General features: G+C 47.3%; 20 protein-coding genes (1 of these 20 only partly in view). 5 read left to right on the top strand and 15 right to left on the bottom strand.

What is annotated here, in order from left to right; genetic code table 11:
- The 9 genes from ACY2IG_RS15435 to acpS form a co-directional block, all read right to left on the bottom strand.
- On the bottom strand, positions 1-212 hold the start of the coding sequence (locus tag ACY2IG_RS15435) for a SprT family protein (protein WP_462618169.1). It extends 229 nt beyond the left edge of the window; only the first 212 of its 441 coding nucleotides appear in the window; its start codon is at positions 210-212; the stop codon falls past the left edge of the window.
- The gene (locus ACY2IG_RS15440; protein ID WP_462618170.1) at positions 209-2,329 is read right to left on the bottom strand and encodes a Tex family protein; all 2,121 of its coding nucleotides are present in this window, start codon (positions 2,327-2,329) and stop codon (positions 209-211) included. The genes ACY2IG_RS15435 and ACY2IG_RS15440 overlap by 4 nt, the downstream gene beginning before the upstream one ends.
- A 63-nt stretch (positions 2,330-2,392) precedes the next feature.
- Positions 2,393-3,190, bottom strand: coding sequence for an RNA polymerase sigma factor SigB (gene sigB / locus ACY2IG_RS15445; protein ID WP_023469620.1), 798 nt, complete (start codon positions 3,188-3,190; stop codon positions 2,393-2,395).
- Positions 3,156-3,638 carry an anti-sigma B factor RsbW gene (gene rsbW, locus ACY2IG_RS15450; RefSeq protein WP_035412210.1) on the bottom strand — a complete coding sequence of 161 codons (483 nt, stop codon included), beginning with the start codon at positions 3,636-3,638 and terminating at the stop codon, positions 3,156-3,158. Before rsbW ends, sigB begins: the two co-directional genes overlap by 35 nt.
- Complete coding sequence (locus ACY2IG_RS15455; RefSeq protein WP_029342841.1) at positions 3,635-3,961, bottom strand: STAS domain-containing protein; 327 nt, start codon at positions 3,959-3,961, stop codon at positions 3,635-3,637. The genes rsbW and ACY2IG_RS15455 overlap by 4 nt, the downstream gene beginning before the upstream one ends.
- Before the next feature lie 193 nt (positions 3,962-4,154).
- Positions 4,155-4,505, bottom strand: a complete 351-nt coding sequence (locus ACY2IG_RS15460) for a type II toxin-antitoxin system PemK/MazF family toxin (protein ID WP_023469623.1) — start codon at positions 4,503-4,505, stop codon at positions 4,155-4,157.
- A gap of 3 nt (positions 4,506-4,508) precedes the next feature.
- Positions 4,509-4,733 carry a hypothetical protein gene (locus tag ACY2IG_RS15465; protein WP_023469624.1) on the bottom strand — a complete coding sequence of 75 codons (225 nt, stop codon included), beginning with the start codon at positions 4,731-4,733 and terminating at the stop codon, positions 4,509-4,511.
- A 139-nt stretch (positions 4,734-4,872) separates the two neighbouring features.
- Complete coding sequence (gene alr / locus ACY2IG_RS15470) at positions 4,873-5,946, bottom strand: alanine racemase (protein ID WP_035412208.1); 1,074 nt, start codon at positions 5,944-5,946, stop codon at positions 4,873-4,875.
- Between the two features lies 1 nt (position 5,947).
- Positions 5,948-6,304, bottom strand: coding sequence for a holo-ACP synthase (acpS, locus tag ACY2IG_RS15475; RefSeq protein WP_035412205.1), 357 nt, complete (start codon positions 6,302-6,304; stop codon positions 5,948-5,950).
- 68 nt (positions 6,305-6,372) lie between these two features.
- Here acpS and ACY2IG_RS15480 point away from each other — a divergent pair, with 68 nt between their 5' ends.
- The gene (locus ACY2IG_RS15480) at positions 6,373-7,113 is read left to right on the top strand and encodes a rhomboid family intramembrane serine protease (protein ID WP_035412202.1); all 741 of its coding nucleotides are present in this window, start codon (positions 6,373-6,375) and stop codon (positions 7,111-7,113) included.
- A gap of 50 nt (positions 7,114-7,163) precedes the next feature.
- On the opposite strand, the gene ACY2IG_RS15485 is transcribed toward ACY2IG_RS15480, so the two are convergent.
- The 3 genes from ACY2IG_RS15485 to ACY2IG_RS15495 are packed head-to-tail and all read right to left on the bottom strand — an operon-like array spanning position 7,164 to position 8,212.
- Positions 7,164-7,427, bottom strand: coding sequence for a hypothetical protein (locus ACY2IG_RS15485; RefSeq protein WP_035412200.1), 264 nt, complete (start codon positions 7,425-7,427; stop codon positions 7,164-7,166).
- A 19-nt stretch (positions 7,428-7,446) separates the two neighbouring features.
- Positions 7,447-7,947, bottom strand: a complete 501-nt coding sequence (locus ACY2IG_RS15490) for a hypothetical protein (protein ID WP_035412198.1) — start codon at positions 7,945-7,947, stop codon at positions 7,447-7,449.
- Complete coding sequence (locus tag ACY2IG_RS15495) at positions 7,937-8,212, bottom strand: 4a-hydroxytetrahydrobiopterin dehydratase (RefSeq protein WP_035412195.1); 276 nt, start codon at positions 8,210-8,212, stop codon at positions 7,937-7,939. Before ACY2IG_RS15495 ends, ACY2IG_RS15490 begins: the two co-directional genes overlap by 11 nt.
- 162 nt (positions 8,213-8,374) lie before the next feature.
- On the opposite strand from ACY2IG_RS15495, the gene ACY2IG_RS15500 reads away from it, so the two are divergent.
- Both ACY2IG_RS15500 and ACY2IG_RS15505 read left to right on the top strand, forming a co-directional pair.
- Complete coding sequence (locus ACY2IG_RS15500) at positions 8,375-8,908, top strand: cysteine hydrolase family protein (RefSeq protein ID WP_056059910.1); 534 nt, start codon at positions 8,375-8,377, stop codon at positions 8,906-8,908.
- A 17-nt stretch (positions 8,909-8,925) separates the two neighbouring features.
- Positions 8,926-10,377, top strand: coding sequence for a nicotinate phosphoribosyltransferase (locus tag ACY2IG_RS15505; RefSeq protein WP_035412190.1), 1,452 nt, complete (start codon positions 8,926-8,928; stop codon positions 10,375-10,377).
- Between the two features lie 51 nt (positions 10,378-10,428).
- Here the strand turns inward: ACY2IG_RS15505 and ACY2IG_RS15510 are convergent, their stop codons facing one another.
- Complete coding sequence (locus ACY2IG_RS15510) at positions 10,429-10,755, bottom strand: hypothetical protein (RefSeq protein ID WP_029342848.1); 327 nt, start codon at positions 10,753-10,755, stop codon at positions 10,429-10,431.
- Positions 10,756-10,896: 141 nt separating this feature from the next.
- Between ACY2IG_RS15510 and ACY2IG_RS15515 the strand changes: the two genes are divergently transcribed.
- The gene (locus tag ACY2IG_RS15515; RefSeq protein WP_035412187.1) at positions 10,897-11,388 is read left to right on the top strand and encodes a YwpF family protein; all 492 of its coding nucleotides are present in this window, start codon (positions 10,897-10,899) and stop codon (positions 11,386-11,388) included.
- Here ACY2IG_RS15515 and ACY2IG_RS15520 read toward each other — a convergent pair.
- Both ACY2IG_RS15520 and ACY2IG_RS15525 read right to left on the bottom strand, forming a co-directional pair.
- A complete protein-coding gene (locus ACY2IG_RS15520) occupies positions 11,385-11,975 on the bottom strand; it encodes a histidine phosphatase family protein (RefSeq protein ID WP_308102268.1) in 591 nt (196 codons plus the stop codon). The genes ACY2IG_RS15515 and ACY2IG_RS15520 overlap by 4 nt on opposite strands.
- 17 nt (positions 11,976-11,992) lie before the next feature.
- Positions 11,993-12,982 carry an alpha/beta hydrolase gene (locus tag ACY2IG_RS15525; protein WP_462618171.1) on the bottom strand — a complete coding sequence of 330 codons (990 nt, stop codon included), beginning with the start codon at positions 12,980-12,982 and terminating at the stop codon, positions 11,993-11,995.
- Positions 12,983-13,151: 169 nt separating this feature from the next.
- Between ACY2IG_RS15525 and ACY2IG_RS15530 the strand changes: the two genes are divergently transcribed.
- The gene (locus ACY2IG_RS15530) at positions 13,152-14,159 is read left to right on the top strand and encodes a metal ABC transporter solute-binding protein, Zn/Mn family (protein WP_308102270.1); all 1,008 of its coding nucleotides are present in this window, start codon (positions 13,152-13,154) and stop codon (positions 14,157-14,159) included.
- Positions 14,160-14,197 lie beyond the last annotated feature (38 nt).

Here is a 14,197-nt window from a genome sequence, read left to right on the forward strand (position 1 = left end):
TGATAGTGACACAGTTCATGAATCACAATTCCGCGGAAGACTTTCATGTCATCGATGTATCGTTTATTGAAGTCTAAGTGATGATCGCCTATGAAGTAGCGACCACCTGTCGTCTTTAGGCGTGGGTTAAAATAAGCTTCATGTCGAAACGATAAGGAAAATACGTCGAGCGAAAGTTGCTCGACGTATCGTTGTAATTGTTCATTCGTCATTTCGGCGGAACCAGCGTCAAACCAATGCGTCCTCGCTCCGGTTCAACATTCGTCACCCATACCGTCACGATATCCCCGACAGCGACAACATCAAGTGGATGTTTGACACGCTTACGACTGAGCTTCGAAATATGGATCAATCCATTCTCTTTCACCCCGATATCAACGAACGCACCAAAATCAAGAACATTACGGATCGTCCCTTGGAATTCCATCCCGACTTGAATCATATCCATCGATAGAACATCTTGACGAAGTAACGGTTTATCGAGTGCTTCTCGCGGGTCACGTCCCGGACGTTGTAACGCCTCGATGATGTCACGTAACGTTGGCTCTCCGATCTCGAGCGTCTGGGCCATCTCCGGTAATGCCAATGTGGACAATTGTTCCCGGAGTGCATCCGTTCCGACTTGATCGAGCGTTAAACCTAGTGTCTTGAATAACCTTTCGACTGTTTTGTACTGCTCCGGATGGATTGGCGTCCGGTCGAGCGGATGCGTTCCATCTAAGATCCGGAGGAATCCAGCTGCCTGTTCATAAGCTTTTGCCCCAAGACGAGGGACTTTCAATAATTCCTGACGCGTCTTGAACGTTCCAAGTTCCGAGCGACGTTCGACGATTTTTTTCGCCGTCGCTTTCGTGATTCCTGCGACGTAACTCAAAAGCGGTTCTGACGCTGTATTGACATCAACTCCGACCTGGTTGACGACCGTTTCGACGACAAAATCAAGCGTCTCCTTCAATTTCGTTTGCGAGACATCATGTTGATATTGACCGACACCAACAGATTGCGGATCGACTTTGACGAGTTCTGCCAGTGGATCCTGCAAGCGACGTGCGATCGAAATTGCGGATCGTTGTTCGACTTGAAGCTCCGGAAACTCCGTTCGGGCAATCTCTGAAGCGGAATAAATACTTGCCCCTGCCTCGTCGACGATCGTAAAGGCAATATCTTTCTGCCCCTTCATCCAATCCGCAACGAATGCTTCTGTTTCCCGCGAAGCCGTCCCATTGCCAATCGCAATCAATTCAATACCATACGTGTCGACGAGCTTTGAAAGGGTTTGGCGCGCTTCTTTCGCTTTTTGCTCTGACATCGTCACGTAGATGACACCGACTTCCTTCATCTCACCCGTCGGATCAATGACCGCCCACTTACACCCCGTCCGATAAGCCGGATCAAGACCAAGCATGACTCTCCCTTTCATCGGTGGCTGCATGTAGAGTTGACGGAGGTTCTTACCGAAGACGTCAATCGCCTGAAGTTCTGCTTTCTCAGTCAGTTCGTTCCGAATTTCTCGTTCGATAGCAGGAAAAACGGATTTTTTATACCCCGTTGTGATTGCCGCTTCGACGATGTCACGTTTCTTTGGCGCCAGTTGTGCATATGAACGAAGTAACGTTGGTAAAACCTGCTGTTCCTCTAATACGACCTTCACCGAGACGATTTTCAACGACTCAGCACGGTTGATCGCAAGAATCCGGTGCGGAACAATCTGTTGAATCCGTTCGTTGTAAGCATAGTACTGTGCAAAGACACCTTTTTCATCGACTGCGTCCTTTTTCTGTTTCGTAACGATTTCTGCTGAACGACGTATTTGCTTGCGTATGAACTCACGCACCGTCGCTTGTTCGCCCCACTCCTCAGCGATGATTGATTGAGCTCCGGCAAGTGCTTCTTCCGAATCGAGTGTACCGCTCAAACGCTGAAATGTTGCCTCATCATAGGCAGACTTGTCGCGTAACCAGTCAGCAAGTGGCGCAAGCCCTGCTTCCCGTGCAATTTCCGCCTTCGTCCGACGTTTTGGTCGAAACGGTAAGTAAATATCTTCCACTTGTTGTAAGGTCGTCGCTTCTTCAAGCGTTCGACGGAGTTCCGACGTTAGTACACCTTGTTCCTCGATTTTTTCAAGGACGTCACTTCGTCTACTTTCAAGTTGTGTTAATTGTTTATGTCGATCGAGGATCGCTTTAATCGCGACCTCATCGAGTTCTCCAGTCTGTTCTTTCCGGTAGCGGGCGATGAACGGAATCGTACCGCCTTCTTCCGTCAATTGTAAGACTGCCTTCACTTGAGCAGGACGTACATTCAATTCACTTGCGATTCTCTTTTCCATCTGCTTCACCTCTCATTCATTATACCGAAGAATGCATGGAAAAGAAAAAAGACTGACACGAGGTCAGTCTTTTGAGAATACTTCATTTGGTTCAACTTTAATCGCTTCACGTAACTTCTGCAAAGCACGTCGTTGGAGACGGGACACATGCATTTGTGAAATGCCGAGTAGTTCTCCCGTTTCTTTTTGACTCATATTGCGATAATAGGCACATTCGAGGATAGAACGCTCGCGGTCCGTTAAGACAGCAAATGCCTTTTCAAGAATCAGACGCTGATCGACAGAGTCATAGCCATTCTCTTGATTACCAACGAGGTCGAGCAAGGTAACGGTACTACCTTCCTGATCTGCCTCAATCGAGCTATCGACGGAGAGAGCTTGATAACTCTTACCCATCTCGAGTGTTTCAAGGACTTCCTCTTCTGATACTTCAAGGCGAGCAGCAATCTCATCGATGCGCGGAGAGCGTTGTAGCTCCGTCGTCAATTCCTCGACTGCCTTCTTAATTTTCGGACCGAGTTCCTTAATGCGACGTGGAACGTGGACGCTCCATGTCTTATCGCGGATGAAACGTTTGATTTCTCCGATGATCGTCGGAACAGCAAACGATTCAAAACTGCGACCAAACTCCTTATCGAATCGACGAAGCGCCGCGAGTAACCCAATCATACCGACCTGAACGAGATCGTCATGAATCGGTCGACCACGCGAAAACTTTCGGGCCAAAGCTTCTACCAAGTCTGAATAACGCTCGAGTAATGCCGCATGCACTTCCTCATCTTGGTCGTCCTGCTGATACAAATCAATCAGTCGAAGTACTTCATCATCACTGTGATGGCGTTGTTGAGACTTTGCTGGCACTTTGACCCACCTCATCTCTATTCATATATTTTGTCATATGGACAGTGACGCCGTTCGCTTTCTCGATCGTTACTTGATCCATCAATGCTTCGATCATCAAGATACCAAGTCCTCCTTCATGCAAGGAATCGAGATCGTGTGCGTCCGTAATCGGCTCACTTTGGCGTTTAACCTCATCTTTATCGAACGTAATGCCGTTATCTTTAACGATGATCTCAAGACGATCATCTGGATAGACGTTGCATGTCAAGGCGATGCTACCATCTTCTTTTCCTTCGTACGCATGTTGAACAGCGTTCGCACATGCTTCTGAGACAGCGATTTTGATATCTTCGATGTCATCGTACGTATACCCCATTCGGTTCGCGACGCCTGAAACCGTCAAACGAGCGATGGCTACATATTCCGGTTTGGCCGGTAATGTCATGTTCAGTTGTTCGTTCTTCATTGCGTTCCACCTCGTACACCACTATCAATTGTAATGATGCTTGAAAGACCTGTGATCTCGAATAGACGACGGATACGTTCAGAGACGCCAACGAGCGTGAACGATGTTCCGTTCTTTTTCGCTGCTTTGAGGGCACCGACGAACACACCGAGACCGGTTGAATCCATATAATGAACTTCATCCAAGTGCACGATGACATCATTCGTTTCGACTGCCGGGACTAATTCTTGGCGAAGCTTTGGTGCCGTATACGTATCAATCTCACCTGCGATATAAAGATGCGTCTGACCGTCTAGCTGCTCTGTTTTAATTGTTAAATCCATCTTCAAGTTCCTCCTCAAGGAAAATCTGTCTATGTGGTCTTGCTATTCATCCTACCTCTTCCCTTTATAAAAAGGTCACTTGGGTATGTTTCCCCGTAAAGAAAACTTTGAAACCCATTTTTAAAAAAAGAGGTCAAAAAAAGTCGTATACGCTAGTATCGACTCTTCTTGTGTTGCGCTTCTATGTAAGTGCCTAAAAATCAACCAAGCCTAAGCTGATTGCGACGGCACTATTTACTTTCATCATCGTGTCCGGATCTAGATGTGTGACTTTATCCGTTAGACGGCGTTTATCAATTGTACGGATTTGCTCAAGTAAGATGACCGAATCACGTTCTAATCCGTGTCGCTCTCGATATACTTCCACATGGGTCGGTAGTTTGGCTTTGTCGATCTGTGCCGTGATCGCAGCCACGATGACTGTCGGGCTGAATCGGTTACCAATATCATTTTGTAGAACAAGCACGGGACGAACTCCCCCTTGTTCCGATCCGACCACAGGTGACAAATTTGCATAAAACACGTCGCCACGTTTGACTATCAAAGCTTACACCCCGCTTACTTGACGTAGGAGTGAGAACTCCGCCTCCGTTTCAATCTGGAACATTTCGCCTACGATCGATAAATTGATTGCTGCCATTTCTTCGTAACCACGCTTCAATTCCTCACGTAGCTGACGCTTGCGTTCTTCGGTCGTATGATTCGACTTCATCCCAATCGTCTCCTTCGCTACATTTCGCTCAACAAACTGCATTTCCCGTTGTTGGACCAAGATAATGGCACCTCCAGATTCACTGAAACCTTAACGAACGACTCACTTTCTACTTCAATATATCAGTCGAATTCAGAAAATACAATCAAAATTCAAACAAATAACATATTTTTGCCATCTTATTGATGTCTTATTCGAATCACTGACGCGGAACACGTTTTGAGAATTGACAGAGAACTTCATAGTTGATCGTCCCGAGCCAATGGGCCGCTTCCTCGATTGGTGCCCCTTCTCCAATCAAGATGACTTCCGTTCCAATCGGATATTCTCGCGGTAAACGAATCATCAAGCGATCCATACAGACACGACCGACGATTTCGCACGGTAGACCGTCTACAATCAGTGAATAGCCCTGAAACTTGCGTGACCAGCCATCTGCATAACCAATCGGAACGGTACCGATCCATTCATCTGTCGGTGCCGTATAAGTCGCTCCGTAACTGATCGTCTGACCCGGTTCGACTTGTTTGACCTGCATCAGACGACTCTTCAGTGAAAACGCTGGTTTTAAAAATTCATAATGTCCTGCCATCTCATCCGACGGCATCGCCCCATATAACGCGATACCGACCCGAACGACGTTAAACGGCGCTTGTCCCGCTAAGCGAATCGCTGCCGCTGAATTAGCACAATGTACGTAACGAATGTCCGGTACTAGCGCGACATAGGATAAAAATGTCTCGAGCTGACGTTCGAACAATCGACTGTTCAGCTCGTCAGCGGTTGCGAAATGCGTATAGATGCCTTCGAGTTCGACAAGATCATCATTACACTCAACCAAAATATGCTTCAACTCATCGACATGCTGCAGTCCGAGTCGCCCCATCCCGGTATCGACCTTGATATGCAAACGGAGATGATCGATTTCCGTCAGATGCCGTTTCGCTTCTTGGAGCCAATCGGCTGAAAAGACAGGAACGGCGACATCGTAATTCGAAGCGACTGGCGCATGCTCCGGCAGTAAAGCTTCAAGCATCAAAATTGGCGCTCGGATACCCGCTTCTCGCAACTCAATCGCTTCTTCAAGGAGCGCAACAGCGAGTAAGTCAGCTCCATTTTCAAGGGCAATCTCAGCGACTGTCACTGCACCGTGACCATAGCCGTCTGCCTTGACGACTGCCATCACCTGTTGCTCGCCCATTCGTGTTTTAATTTCGCGTATATTGTGTGCGATCGCTTCCCGATCGATTTCAATCCAAGTTGGTCGATACATCCTAATCCCTCTTCTCTAATAAGACTTGCGCAGACGCGTAGTGCTCTGAATGTGTAATCGAGACATGGATGACGCCATCGAATGGTCCGCTCATGATCGGTCGTCCGGTCTCATCGTTTAAAACTTCGACGTCCTGCCAGGAAACCTCTTTTCCGACACCGGTTCCAAATGCTTTAACGAACGCTTCCTTTGCGGCGAAGCGACCTGCCAGGTACTCAATTTGCCGGTGTCCTGAAAGCGATTGAAATCGTTCCTGTTCTGCCTGCGTCAAAATTCTTCCTGCAAAACGTGGCTGTCGCTCGAGCGTTTGCTCGATTCGATTTAGTTCGACTAAATCGATCCCAATTCCATAAATCATCCGAGACGCCTCCACAGTTCTATTCTTCGCCATCTTCATATAGAATGAAGATGAAGCGAGGTGTTGTCATGTTTAGTCGAACGGAAAATCTACAAACGTTCACACGTTCTTATCCGGTCGTTTCGTTGTTCATTTTAATCCAAGTCGCCCTGTTTGTCATCGAACAGTTAGGTGGACTCCTTAATCTGACGTTCTCTCCCTTAAGTGCAGGCGCAGCAATTAATCTCTTAATCGGGCAAGGTGAATGGTGGCGCGTCGTCACGGCAACGTTCTTGCATTATGATTTTTGGCATATTGCGTTCAATACGTTTGCTCTCGTCATTTTCGCACCGCCTCTCGAGCGGATGATCGGGCATACTCGATTCGCTACTTTTTACTTGCTCGTCGGTACGCTTGCGAACGTCTTGACGTACTTCACGAAAATCAATGAACCGTTCTATGGACAAGCCGGAGCATCCGGTGCCATTCTTGGTCTGCTTGGTTTTTATGTCTACTTGAGTCGTTTCAAACGAACGGTCATCATGGCAGACGATACACGGCTTGTGTATATCTTCACTGCAGTCACGGCAGTCTTTACGTTACTTGGATCGAACGTCGCTGTCTTCGGTCACTTGTACGGTTTCGTCCTCGGATTCCTTTTCGGATTCGTCTTCGGCAACCGCGCCGTGCCATTCACACGTCCGTTCCAAACGGGTCGTCGGACAAGTGGTGGTCCTGTCTTCGTAAGCGGTTCTGGGCAGTTGGGTCGTATCTTCTTCTATGTCATCATCGCCTTTGCTGTACTCGGATTATTCTTCCGTTACCTGTAAACCAGCATACAAAAAAAGGACTACGCTACATGCGTAAGTCCTTTTTTTGATTATTTGCGTAGAACTTCTGCCAAGTCCTTCACATCATCAATCAAGTTATGGATCGTCTCCTGATTATCCGTATAAAGTGCTTTTAATTCCTCAAAGCGTCCTTTCGGATCTTGTTTGACAGCAGACAATTGTGTTCCTGCGCCACTGAATGTTCGTTTCACTGCCGTGAACTGCGCTTGACGCGTATCTTTATGCAGTAGTGATAAAGTAGCGCCGACAAGTGCGCCACCAAGTGTTGCTACGACAAAATAGTTCTTCTTCATCTGTTAGTCCCCCTGCATCTCACTCATTTGTTGGTGGTACGATTTGATACCGTTTCATGACGGGAGAAGGCGCGAACGACTTCCCTGCCTCTTCAGCATACTGGTCTACCGTGAGACGTTCAACTGATTTTGCATAACGAGCCCCGTCGCTTGTCTCATGGAACTGAATCAATAAGACGAGATCCGTCCCCTTCTCGACACGTCCAATTCGAAAAGCCTGGAAGCCACCATATTCTGCTCCAATGACTTTTGGATTCGACATCACTTGATGTACGAATAAATCTCCGCTATTTTGATCTGCCGGAATCGACCAGTAGAAGAGACTGCCTTCATCCGAAAAATTTCCACGTGATTCGAGCAACGTGTAGGTATTGCCACTTTGAAAAGGTGATTTCGAGTCCGTCTCTATCCAGAGGATAGCGTCACCGCTTCCGCTAGCAACACGAATGTGAGCGTCCCGAGAACGAATTTGTTCAACAAACGAACCGCTACCGAATGTGATCGAAAGTTTAGATGGCATCACAGGCCTCCGCAAGTTGAAAGTCTTTTTCCGTCAATCCGTTTTCATCATGAGTCGTCGCCGCAAGTGTGACGTTTTTATAGTCAATCACGATCCGTGGATGATGATTCAAGTTTTCGGCGATACTCCCGACTTCCTGTACGAAATCCAGTGCAGCAGGAAACGATGGAAGTGTATACGTTCGGACGATTTCATCATCGACGATACTCCAATCCTGCAATCGTTCAAGACGCTCTTCCACTTCATACTCATTCAACCTAGCCATCCCTTTCTCCTCCTCTACTATCATTTTCGTCCTATACTTTATACCCCATTCTATTACTTCTCTATACCTGTTTGTATCCGATTTCTTCCTTTCGCCTTCTATGTGAGATAGAGTACAATGTGAAAGAGAACACTAATTCAAAACCGAAAGGGGCTCACGCACATGCGCGCTCTGATTGTCATTGATTACACGATCGACTTCGTTGCTGACGAAGGGAAGCTGACTTGTGGAAAACCAGGACAGGCGATTGAAGACCGGATCGCTACATTGATGGAGGAATTTTCAACAGAGGACTACGTCGTCATTGCCAACGATATTCATGAGGAAGGTGATACGTTCCATCCGGAAACTGTCCTTTTCCCGCCGCATAATATTCGCGGAACACATGGACGTGATTTGTTTGGGAAAGTCGCAGCCATGGCACGTGTCGCTGATCACGTCATTGATAAGACGCGTTACAGTGCGTTCGCCGGGACGGACCTTGATTTACGCTTGCGTGAACGTGGTATCCGCGAAGTCCACCTCGTTGGCGTCTGTACGGACATCTGTGTCCTTCATACAGCTGTTGATGCCTACAATCTCGGATATCATATCGTCGTCCATGCCGATGCGGTCGCAAGCTTTAACGCGACGGGTCACGACTGGGCGCTTACACACTTTAAACAATCGATCGGCGCAGAAGTCGTCGGCGAATAAGAAGGGATTTGTCCGTTATGTTACAACGTAATCTTGCACTCCATACCGATCTATACTTACCACGGTGGATGTATATCTACTGGAAAGAAGGACGTCACAATGAACGTGCCGTCTTCGATGTCTACTACCGTTCGAATCCGTTTGCAGGAGGGTATGTCGTCTTTGCGGGTCTTGAGAACATCATCGAGTACATTCAAACACTCCGTTTCACGGAAGAAGACATCACGTACTTGCAAGAGATGATCGGCTTCCCAGATGAATTCAAGGATGAACTGCGTCAATTCAAGTTCAACGGTTCGATTTCCAGTGTCAAAGAAGGTGAGATCGTCTTCCCGAACGAACCATTGATTCGGATCGAGGCACGAATTTTTGAAGCGAAACTCTTACAGACCGCGATTTTGAACATCGCGAACCATGAATCACTCATCGCGACGAAATACGCACGCATTCGTCAATCGGCACCCCGTGCGAAGTTTCTTGAAGCCGGTGCCCGACGTGCGCAAGGCATCGATGCTGCTTACTTCGGAACGCGTGCTTCGTACCTCGCTGGTTTTGACGTCACAAGTCTTGCTTCAGCAGGACGCGATTTCGGAATCCCATGTGGCGGAACGATGGAACATGCCGACATTCAATTCCATGATGATGAACTAACAGCATTCCGGACATTTGCTTCTCACTATCCGGATCAATCGACGTTACTCGTCGATACGTATGACACACTCAAGAGTGGTCTGCCGAATGCCATCACGGTCGCAAAGGAACTCCAAGCCAAAGGACATAAACTGCGCGGAATCCGGATCGATTCTGGTGACTTATCTTATTTGTCAAAACGTGCTCGTAACATGCTTGACGAAGCCGGCTTCCCAGAAGTCGACATCGTCTTGTCAGGGGATCTCGATGAGTACGTCATCCAAGATTTGCGCATCCAAGGCGCCCAAGCGAATACGTTCCTCGTCGGAACACGTGGTATTACAGCTTACGAGCAACCCGCTCTCGGAATGGTCTATAAACTGGTCGCACGTGAAGTAGACGGCGAACTCACGCCTGTCATCAAAGTGTCCTCGTCAAAAGCCAAGACGACGACACCACACATCAAGGAAGTCTATCGCATCATCGATCCGGTGACGGATAAGTTTAAAGGGGATTACGTGACGTTGATGGATGAGGATCCATCGACACTTGAAGCCGTCGATCTCATCGACGTCCGGGACCCATCGTTCCGTAACCGTGTGGAGCAGTTCAAGGTCGAACGCTTGCTTGAACCGATCTTCAAAGATGGAGAGCTAATCTATACAGTTCCAACGATTGAAGAGATCCGTCACTTCCATGAAACGCAGATTGGTCGTCTTTGGGAGGAGTACAAACGTCTCCGTTTGCCAGAGATTTATGCCGTCACATTCAGTGACCGTCTCTGGAAACTCAAACTCGACATGATTCGGGAAACACGACTCGCGAGTGGTTTAAAATAAGACGCACAAACAAGCGCCGTTCTTCCTCCCTCAGGATGAACGGCGCTTTTCTCATGTTAATCCTGCTTCGTTTCCGACAGGTGTCATTTCTGTTGGCGCTTGTTCCATCTTCTTACGAAAGTACCACGCGAAACCAAGCGCACCTCCGATGAAGACGATATACGTTATGCGTTGACCGAATTCTGCTAAGGAATCCGCGTAAAAAATACTGATTAAATGATCACTTCCACTAATGAGTAGCAAACAGGCAATCAGGAGCGCAATGCGATATGCAAGCGTCGGGCGGTCTGTCGGTTCAGCATGCCAATACATGATGATATGGTGGGCAAGTAAGACAATACCCAGGATTCCTAATATTCCAATGAGTACTTGCGGCATAATGAACGATCCTCCTGTTAGTAATATCTAGTCTTATTTAAACATAGTTCACACGAATTTCGTCAGGAAAAGTTTCCCGTCCCCCATTCCTCACGGTATACTGTAGAAAAATCGTAAGCGATCAAGGGAGGGCATTTTTTCATGAAAACCTTTAAATTATGCACATTGCGCATTTTAATGGACGAGTCAGGACGTGATACGACGATTCCCGTCGCCATTCAAGACGGACTAACGGTCAGTACCGAACAAACGGCACAATGGGTCGCAGAAATCGTCGTTCCTTCGAGCGATCAGCCGATCGTCGATGAATTGTTCACAAAACATTTACGTGCTTTGATTGAAATCACGATCTCACGACCCGATAATGACCCTGCCGCGATGATCGTCACGCCTCTTGAACGGACTGCCTTAAGCGAACACGTCTCCTATGTCTTCACTGGTAAGATGGTCATGATGAAGAATGATTTATCCGAATCGATCTTACGTGAAGTCGTTGAGGATGGATTCGCTGGTGAGGAACTCGTCCAAGAATACAAGGATCGTCGTTCAAAACGCGGTGCACATATCACGAGTATCGCTAAAGAAACATTTAAACAGTATCTAGCAGAACATCCAGAAACACCGATTTCTTAAGGTTTTTCGACTTCGTCCGTGATGTGATCCGCTACATTGATTCGATCAATCGTATAGTGGTCCGTATATTGGATATAATTCGCACATGCATTTTTCAAAGGTGTCCGGTAACTGAATGTCTCATCAATCGACGATAAGGCTGCTTTGATCGTATGCGAGTGACAGACGATTAAGATTCGTTTCCCCTCATACGTTCGTGTCACTTCCTGTAATACTTCGAATACGCGATCCTGAATCGCTTGTTCCGTTTCAAGACCCGGAACACGTTTCGTATCGTTCGCTTGAACAGCTTCATAAATCGACGCAACCGGTTCACCGGAAGCAGCACCAAATTCACGCTCGACGAGTCGGTCATCGGTCGCTGTGATCGTCAATCCGACCGCACGTCCGATGATTTCTGCTGTCTCAACAGCGCGAGACAACGGGCTTGCTAGCAAGACATCCCACTTTTCATTGGCTAGATAAGCGGCGCTGAGTTCCGCTTGTCTTTTTCCTGTTGCATTCAACGGGATATCTTCTCTTCCTTGGATTCGTTCATTTAAGTTCCAATCCGTCTGACCATGTCGCACTAAACAAATTTCAGTCATGTCTCTGTCTCCTTCATTCAAGAAATATGACTGATTGTATCATGTTTTTCATCGGGAAGTTGTCGCGGTGGCAATAACAACACCTGACAAGTGAAGCGTTCAATTCGTTCGAGCAGTCGTTCAATTTTCAATGGATTTTCTGTCTGTGCAAAACTAGCAAGTGAGTGGGTACCGTTCGGAAAAGAAAACAAACGGACATCAGCTCCGACATCGGCTCCTTTTTCAACGAAGTGAAGAGCTTGGGAAAACGGAACGATTGGATCTTTTTTGCCATGTAGGAGCATGATCGGTGGGGCGTCTGACGAGAGATGCGTCACAGGTGAAACGTGGGTCATGAGCTTGCGCCATTCTTCCCGTCCACCTTTATAAAACTTAATGTGAGCGATCCAGGTCTGAATGAAAGTAAACAATAAAAAATTCGTCGGTGGATATAAGGCAATGACACCACTAATCAATGGCATGTGTCGTTCATCGCACTCACCAACGAAAGCAGATGGGGCAAGTGCCGTCGTCAGCATGAGTGCAGCTCCGGCTGAGTCTCCCCATACCATCATCCGTCCTCTTAAAATGCGAAGATCTTCTGCTTCTTTGTTCAAAAAGCATAAGGCATCCCGTACATCTTCGAGATTATCCGGAAAATAACTCCCTTCTTCAAACAGACGATAATCGATACTACAAACAGCAACCCCAAGTTCAAGCAGGCGATCAACGATCGGGCTAAAACAGAACATATCCTCGCGCTCTCCACGAACGAATGCGCCACCGTGCGCGTAGATCGCGACCGGAAACGGTCCTTCCCCCGGCGGATAATAGAGATCGAGTTGTAAGGTACGGTCTCCCACTTGTTTGTAAGTGAGTGTCCGCGGTGCGAGTTGTTTTTCTGTGATTGGCAAGGCGGGTTCAGTCCACCGAAGTAATGCACCGTAATTATTCCAGATACTTGCTCCCGCAGCTGCCGTCGTTAGTAATGCAGCTCCCCCCATTAGCCATGCAGTTTCACGTTTCACTTGATCACCTCCAAAAGACGTACCAATTCCTTCACTTTTTTATCCTTTTACCCCGTTTTAAAAGAAGTCGAACGTCTCGGTATTCGTACTTGACGCTTCTCAAACGTTCCGCTATAGTGAAAAAGTCCAAATCGGAATAATTACGTTTTAATAACGGAGGTAACATATAATGAAAAAAATCATTCCTGCTTTAACGGTCGCATTCGCGAGCGCAAGTATCCTCGCAGCTTGTGGATCAAACACCGATTCATCGACTTCAGATGATAAAAAGATGGAAATCTATACATCGACGTTCGCAACAGCTGCCATTGCCCGTGAAATCGGTGGTAATCAAGTCAACGTCAAGATGATCGTCCCACCTGGAGCAGATCCGCACTCCTATGAACCGACGTCAAAGCAACTCACTGAGATTGCCAAAGGTGACCTTTTCCTTTTGACGGGTACGACACTTGAACCCTATTCAAAAAAAATCCAAGAGAGTCTAAAAGGCACGGACGTCCGGTTCGTCGAGACGAGTAAGGATGTCACTTTGCTGGAATCGGATGCTACGCTTCACGCACATGAAGAAGAGGGACATACTGAGCATGCGCACGAAGAAGCAGGGCACGATGATCACGCAACTGATGAACATGCTCACGAAGAGGAAGAACACGATCATGGAAAATACGATCCACACGTCTGGCTTGATCCTGTCAACGCCAAAGCAATGGCACGTTCTATCACAGTCGCCTTATCAAAAGAAGTACCAAAAGACAAAGCAACATTCGAAAAAAACTTGAAAGCGTTCGATCAGCAAGCTGACGCACTCGATAAAGAGTTCAAGCAAGCCGTCGCTGACGGATCAAAAAAAGAACTTCTCGTCACACATGCCGCTTACGGTTACCTCGCCGAACGATATGGTTTCACGCAGCTTCCAATCGCCGGAATTTCCCCTTCCGATGAACCGTCACAAAAGCAACTGGCTGCTTTAGTGAAAGAAGCGCGGATGCATGATTTGAAATACGTCGCGTTCGAAGAAACGGTTTCACCAAAGGTTGCGCGTGTCATCCAAAAAGAAATCGGAGCTAAATCCGTGACGATCCATAACCTCGAGTCGGTGACGAAATCGCAACAAAATAGCTCGTATTTCAAATTGATGGAAGAAAACGTCCAGACGTTAGAACAGGCACTTCAGTAAAGTACAGTTGACACGCGTTACTCAATGCGGTACGGTAA

This window comes from Exiguobacterium sp. EF_C8 (genome assembly GCF_054956715.1).

Bases quoted from the DNA above. Each gene is read 5' to 3' on its own strand.
- acpS (WP_035412205.1), bottom strand. From the start codon at position 6,304: ATGATTTATGGAATTGGGATCGATTTAGTCGAACTAAATCGAATCGAG.
- ACY2IG_RS15510 (WP_029342848.1), bottom strand. From the start codon at position 10,755: ATGCCGCAAGTACTCATTGGAATATTAGGAATCCTGGGTATTGTCTTA.
- ACY2IG_RS15495 (WP_035412195.1), bottom strand. From the start codon at position 8,212: ATGGCTAGGTTGAATGAGTATGAAGTGGAAGAGCGTCTTGAACGATTG.
- ACY2IG_RS15520 (WP_308102268.1), bottom strand. From the start codon at position 11,975: ATGACTGAAATTTGTTTAGTGCGACATGGTCAGACGGATTGGAACTTA.
- ACY2IG_RS15455 (WP_029342841.1), bottom strand. From the start codon at position 3,961: ATGGATTTAACAATTAAAACAGAGCAGCTAGACGGTCAGACGCATCTT.
- ACY2IG_RS15500 (WP_056059910.1), top strand. From the start codon at position 8,375: ATGCGCGCTCTGATTGTCATTGATTACACGATCGACTTCGTTGCTGAC.
- alr (WP_035412208.1), bottom strand. From the start codon at position 5,946: ATGTATCGACCAACTTGGATTGAAATCGATCGGGAAGCGATCGCACAC.
- ACY2IG_RS15485 (WP_035412200.1), bottom strand. From the start codon at position 7,427: ATGAAGAAGAACTATTTTGTCGTAGCAACACTTGGTGGCGCACTTGTC.
- ACY2IG_RS15490 (WP_035412198.1), bottom strand. From the start codon at position 7,947: ATGCCATCTAAACTTTCGATCACATTCGGTAGCGGTTCGTTTGTTGAA.
- ACY2IG_RS15480 (WP_035412202.1), top strand. From the start codon at position 6,373: ATGTTTAGTCGAACGGAAAATCTACAAACGTTCACACGTTCTTATCCG.
- ACY2IG_RS15515 (WP_035412187.1), top strand. From the start codon at position 10,897: ATGAAAACCTTTAAATTATGCACATTGCGCATTTTAATGGACGAGTCA.
- rsbW (WP_035412210.1), bottom strand. From the start codon at position 3,638: ATGAAGAACGAACAACTGAACATGACATTACCGGCCAAACCGGAATAT.
- ACY2IG_RS15530 (WP_308102270.1), top strand. From the start codon at position 13,152: ATGAAAAAAATCATTCCTGCTTTAACGGTCGCATTCGCGAGCGCAAGT.
- ACY2IG_RS15440 (WP_462618170.1), bottom strand. From the start codon at position 2,329: ATGGAAAAGAGAATCGCAAGTGAATTGAATGTACGTCCTGCTCAAGTG.
- ACY2IG_RS15505 (WP_035412190.1), top strand. From the start codon at position 8,926: ATGTTACAACGTAATCTTGCACTCCATACCGATCTATACTTACCACGG.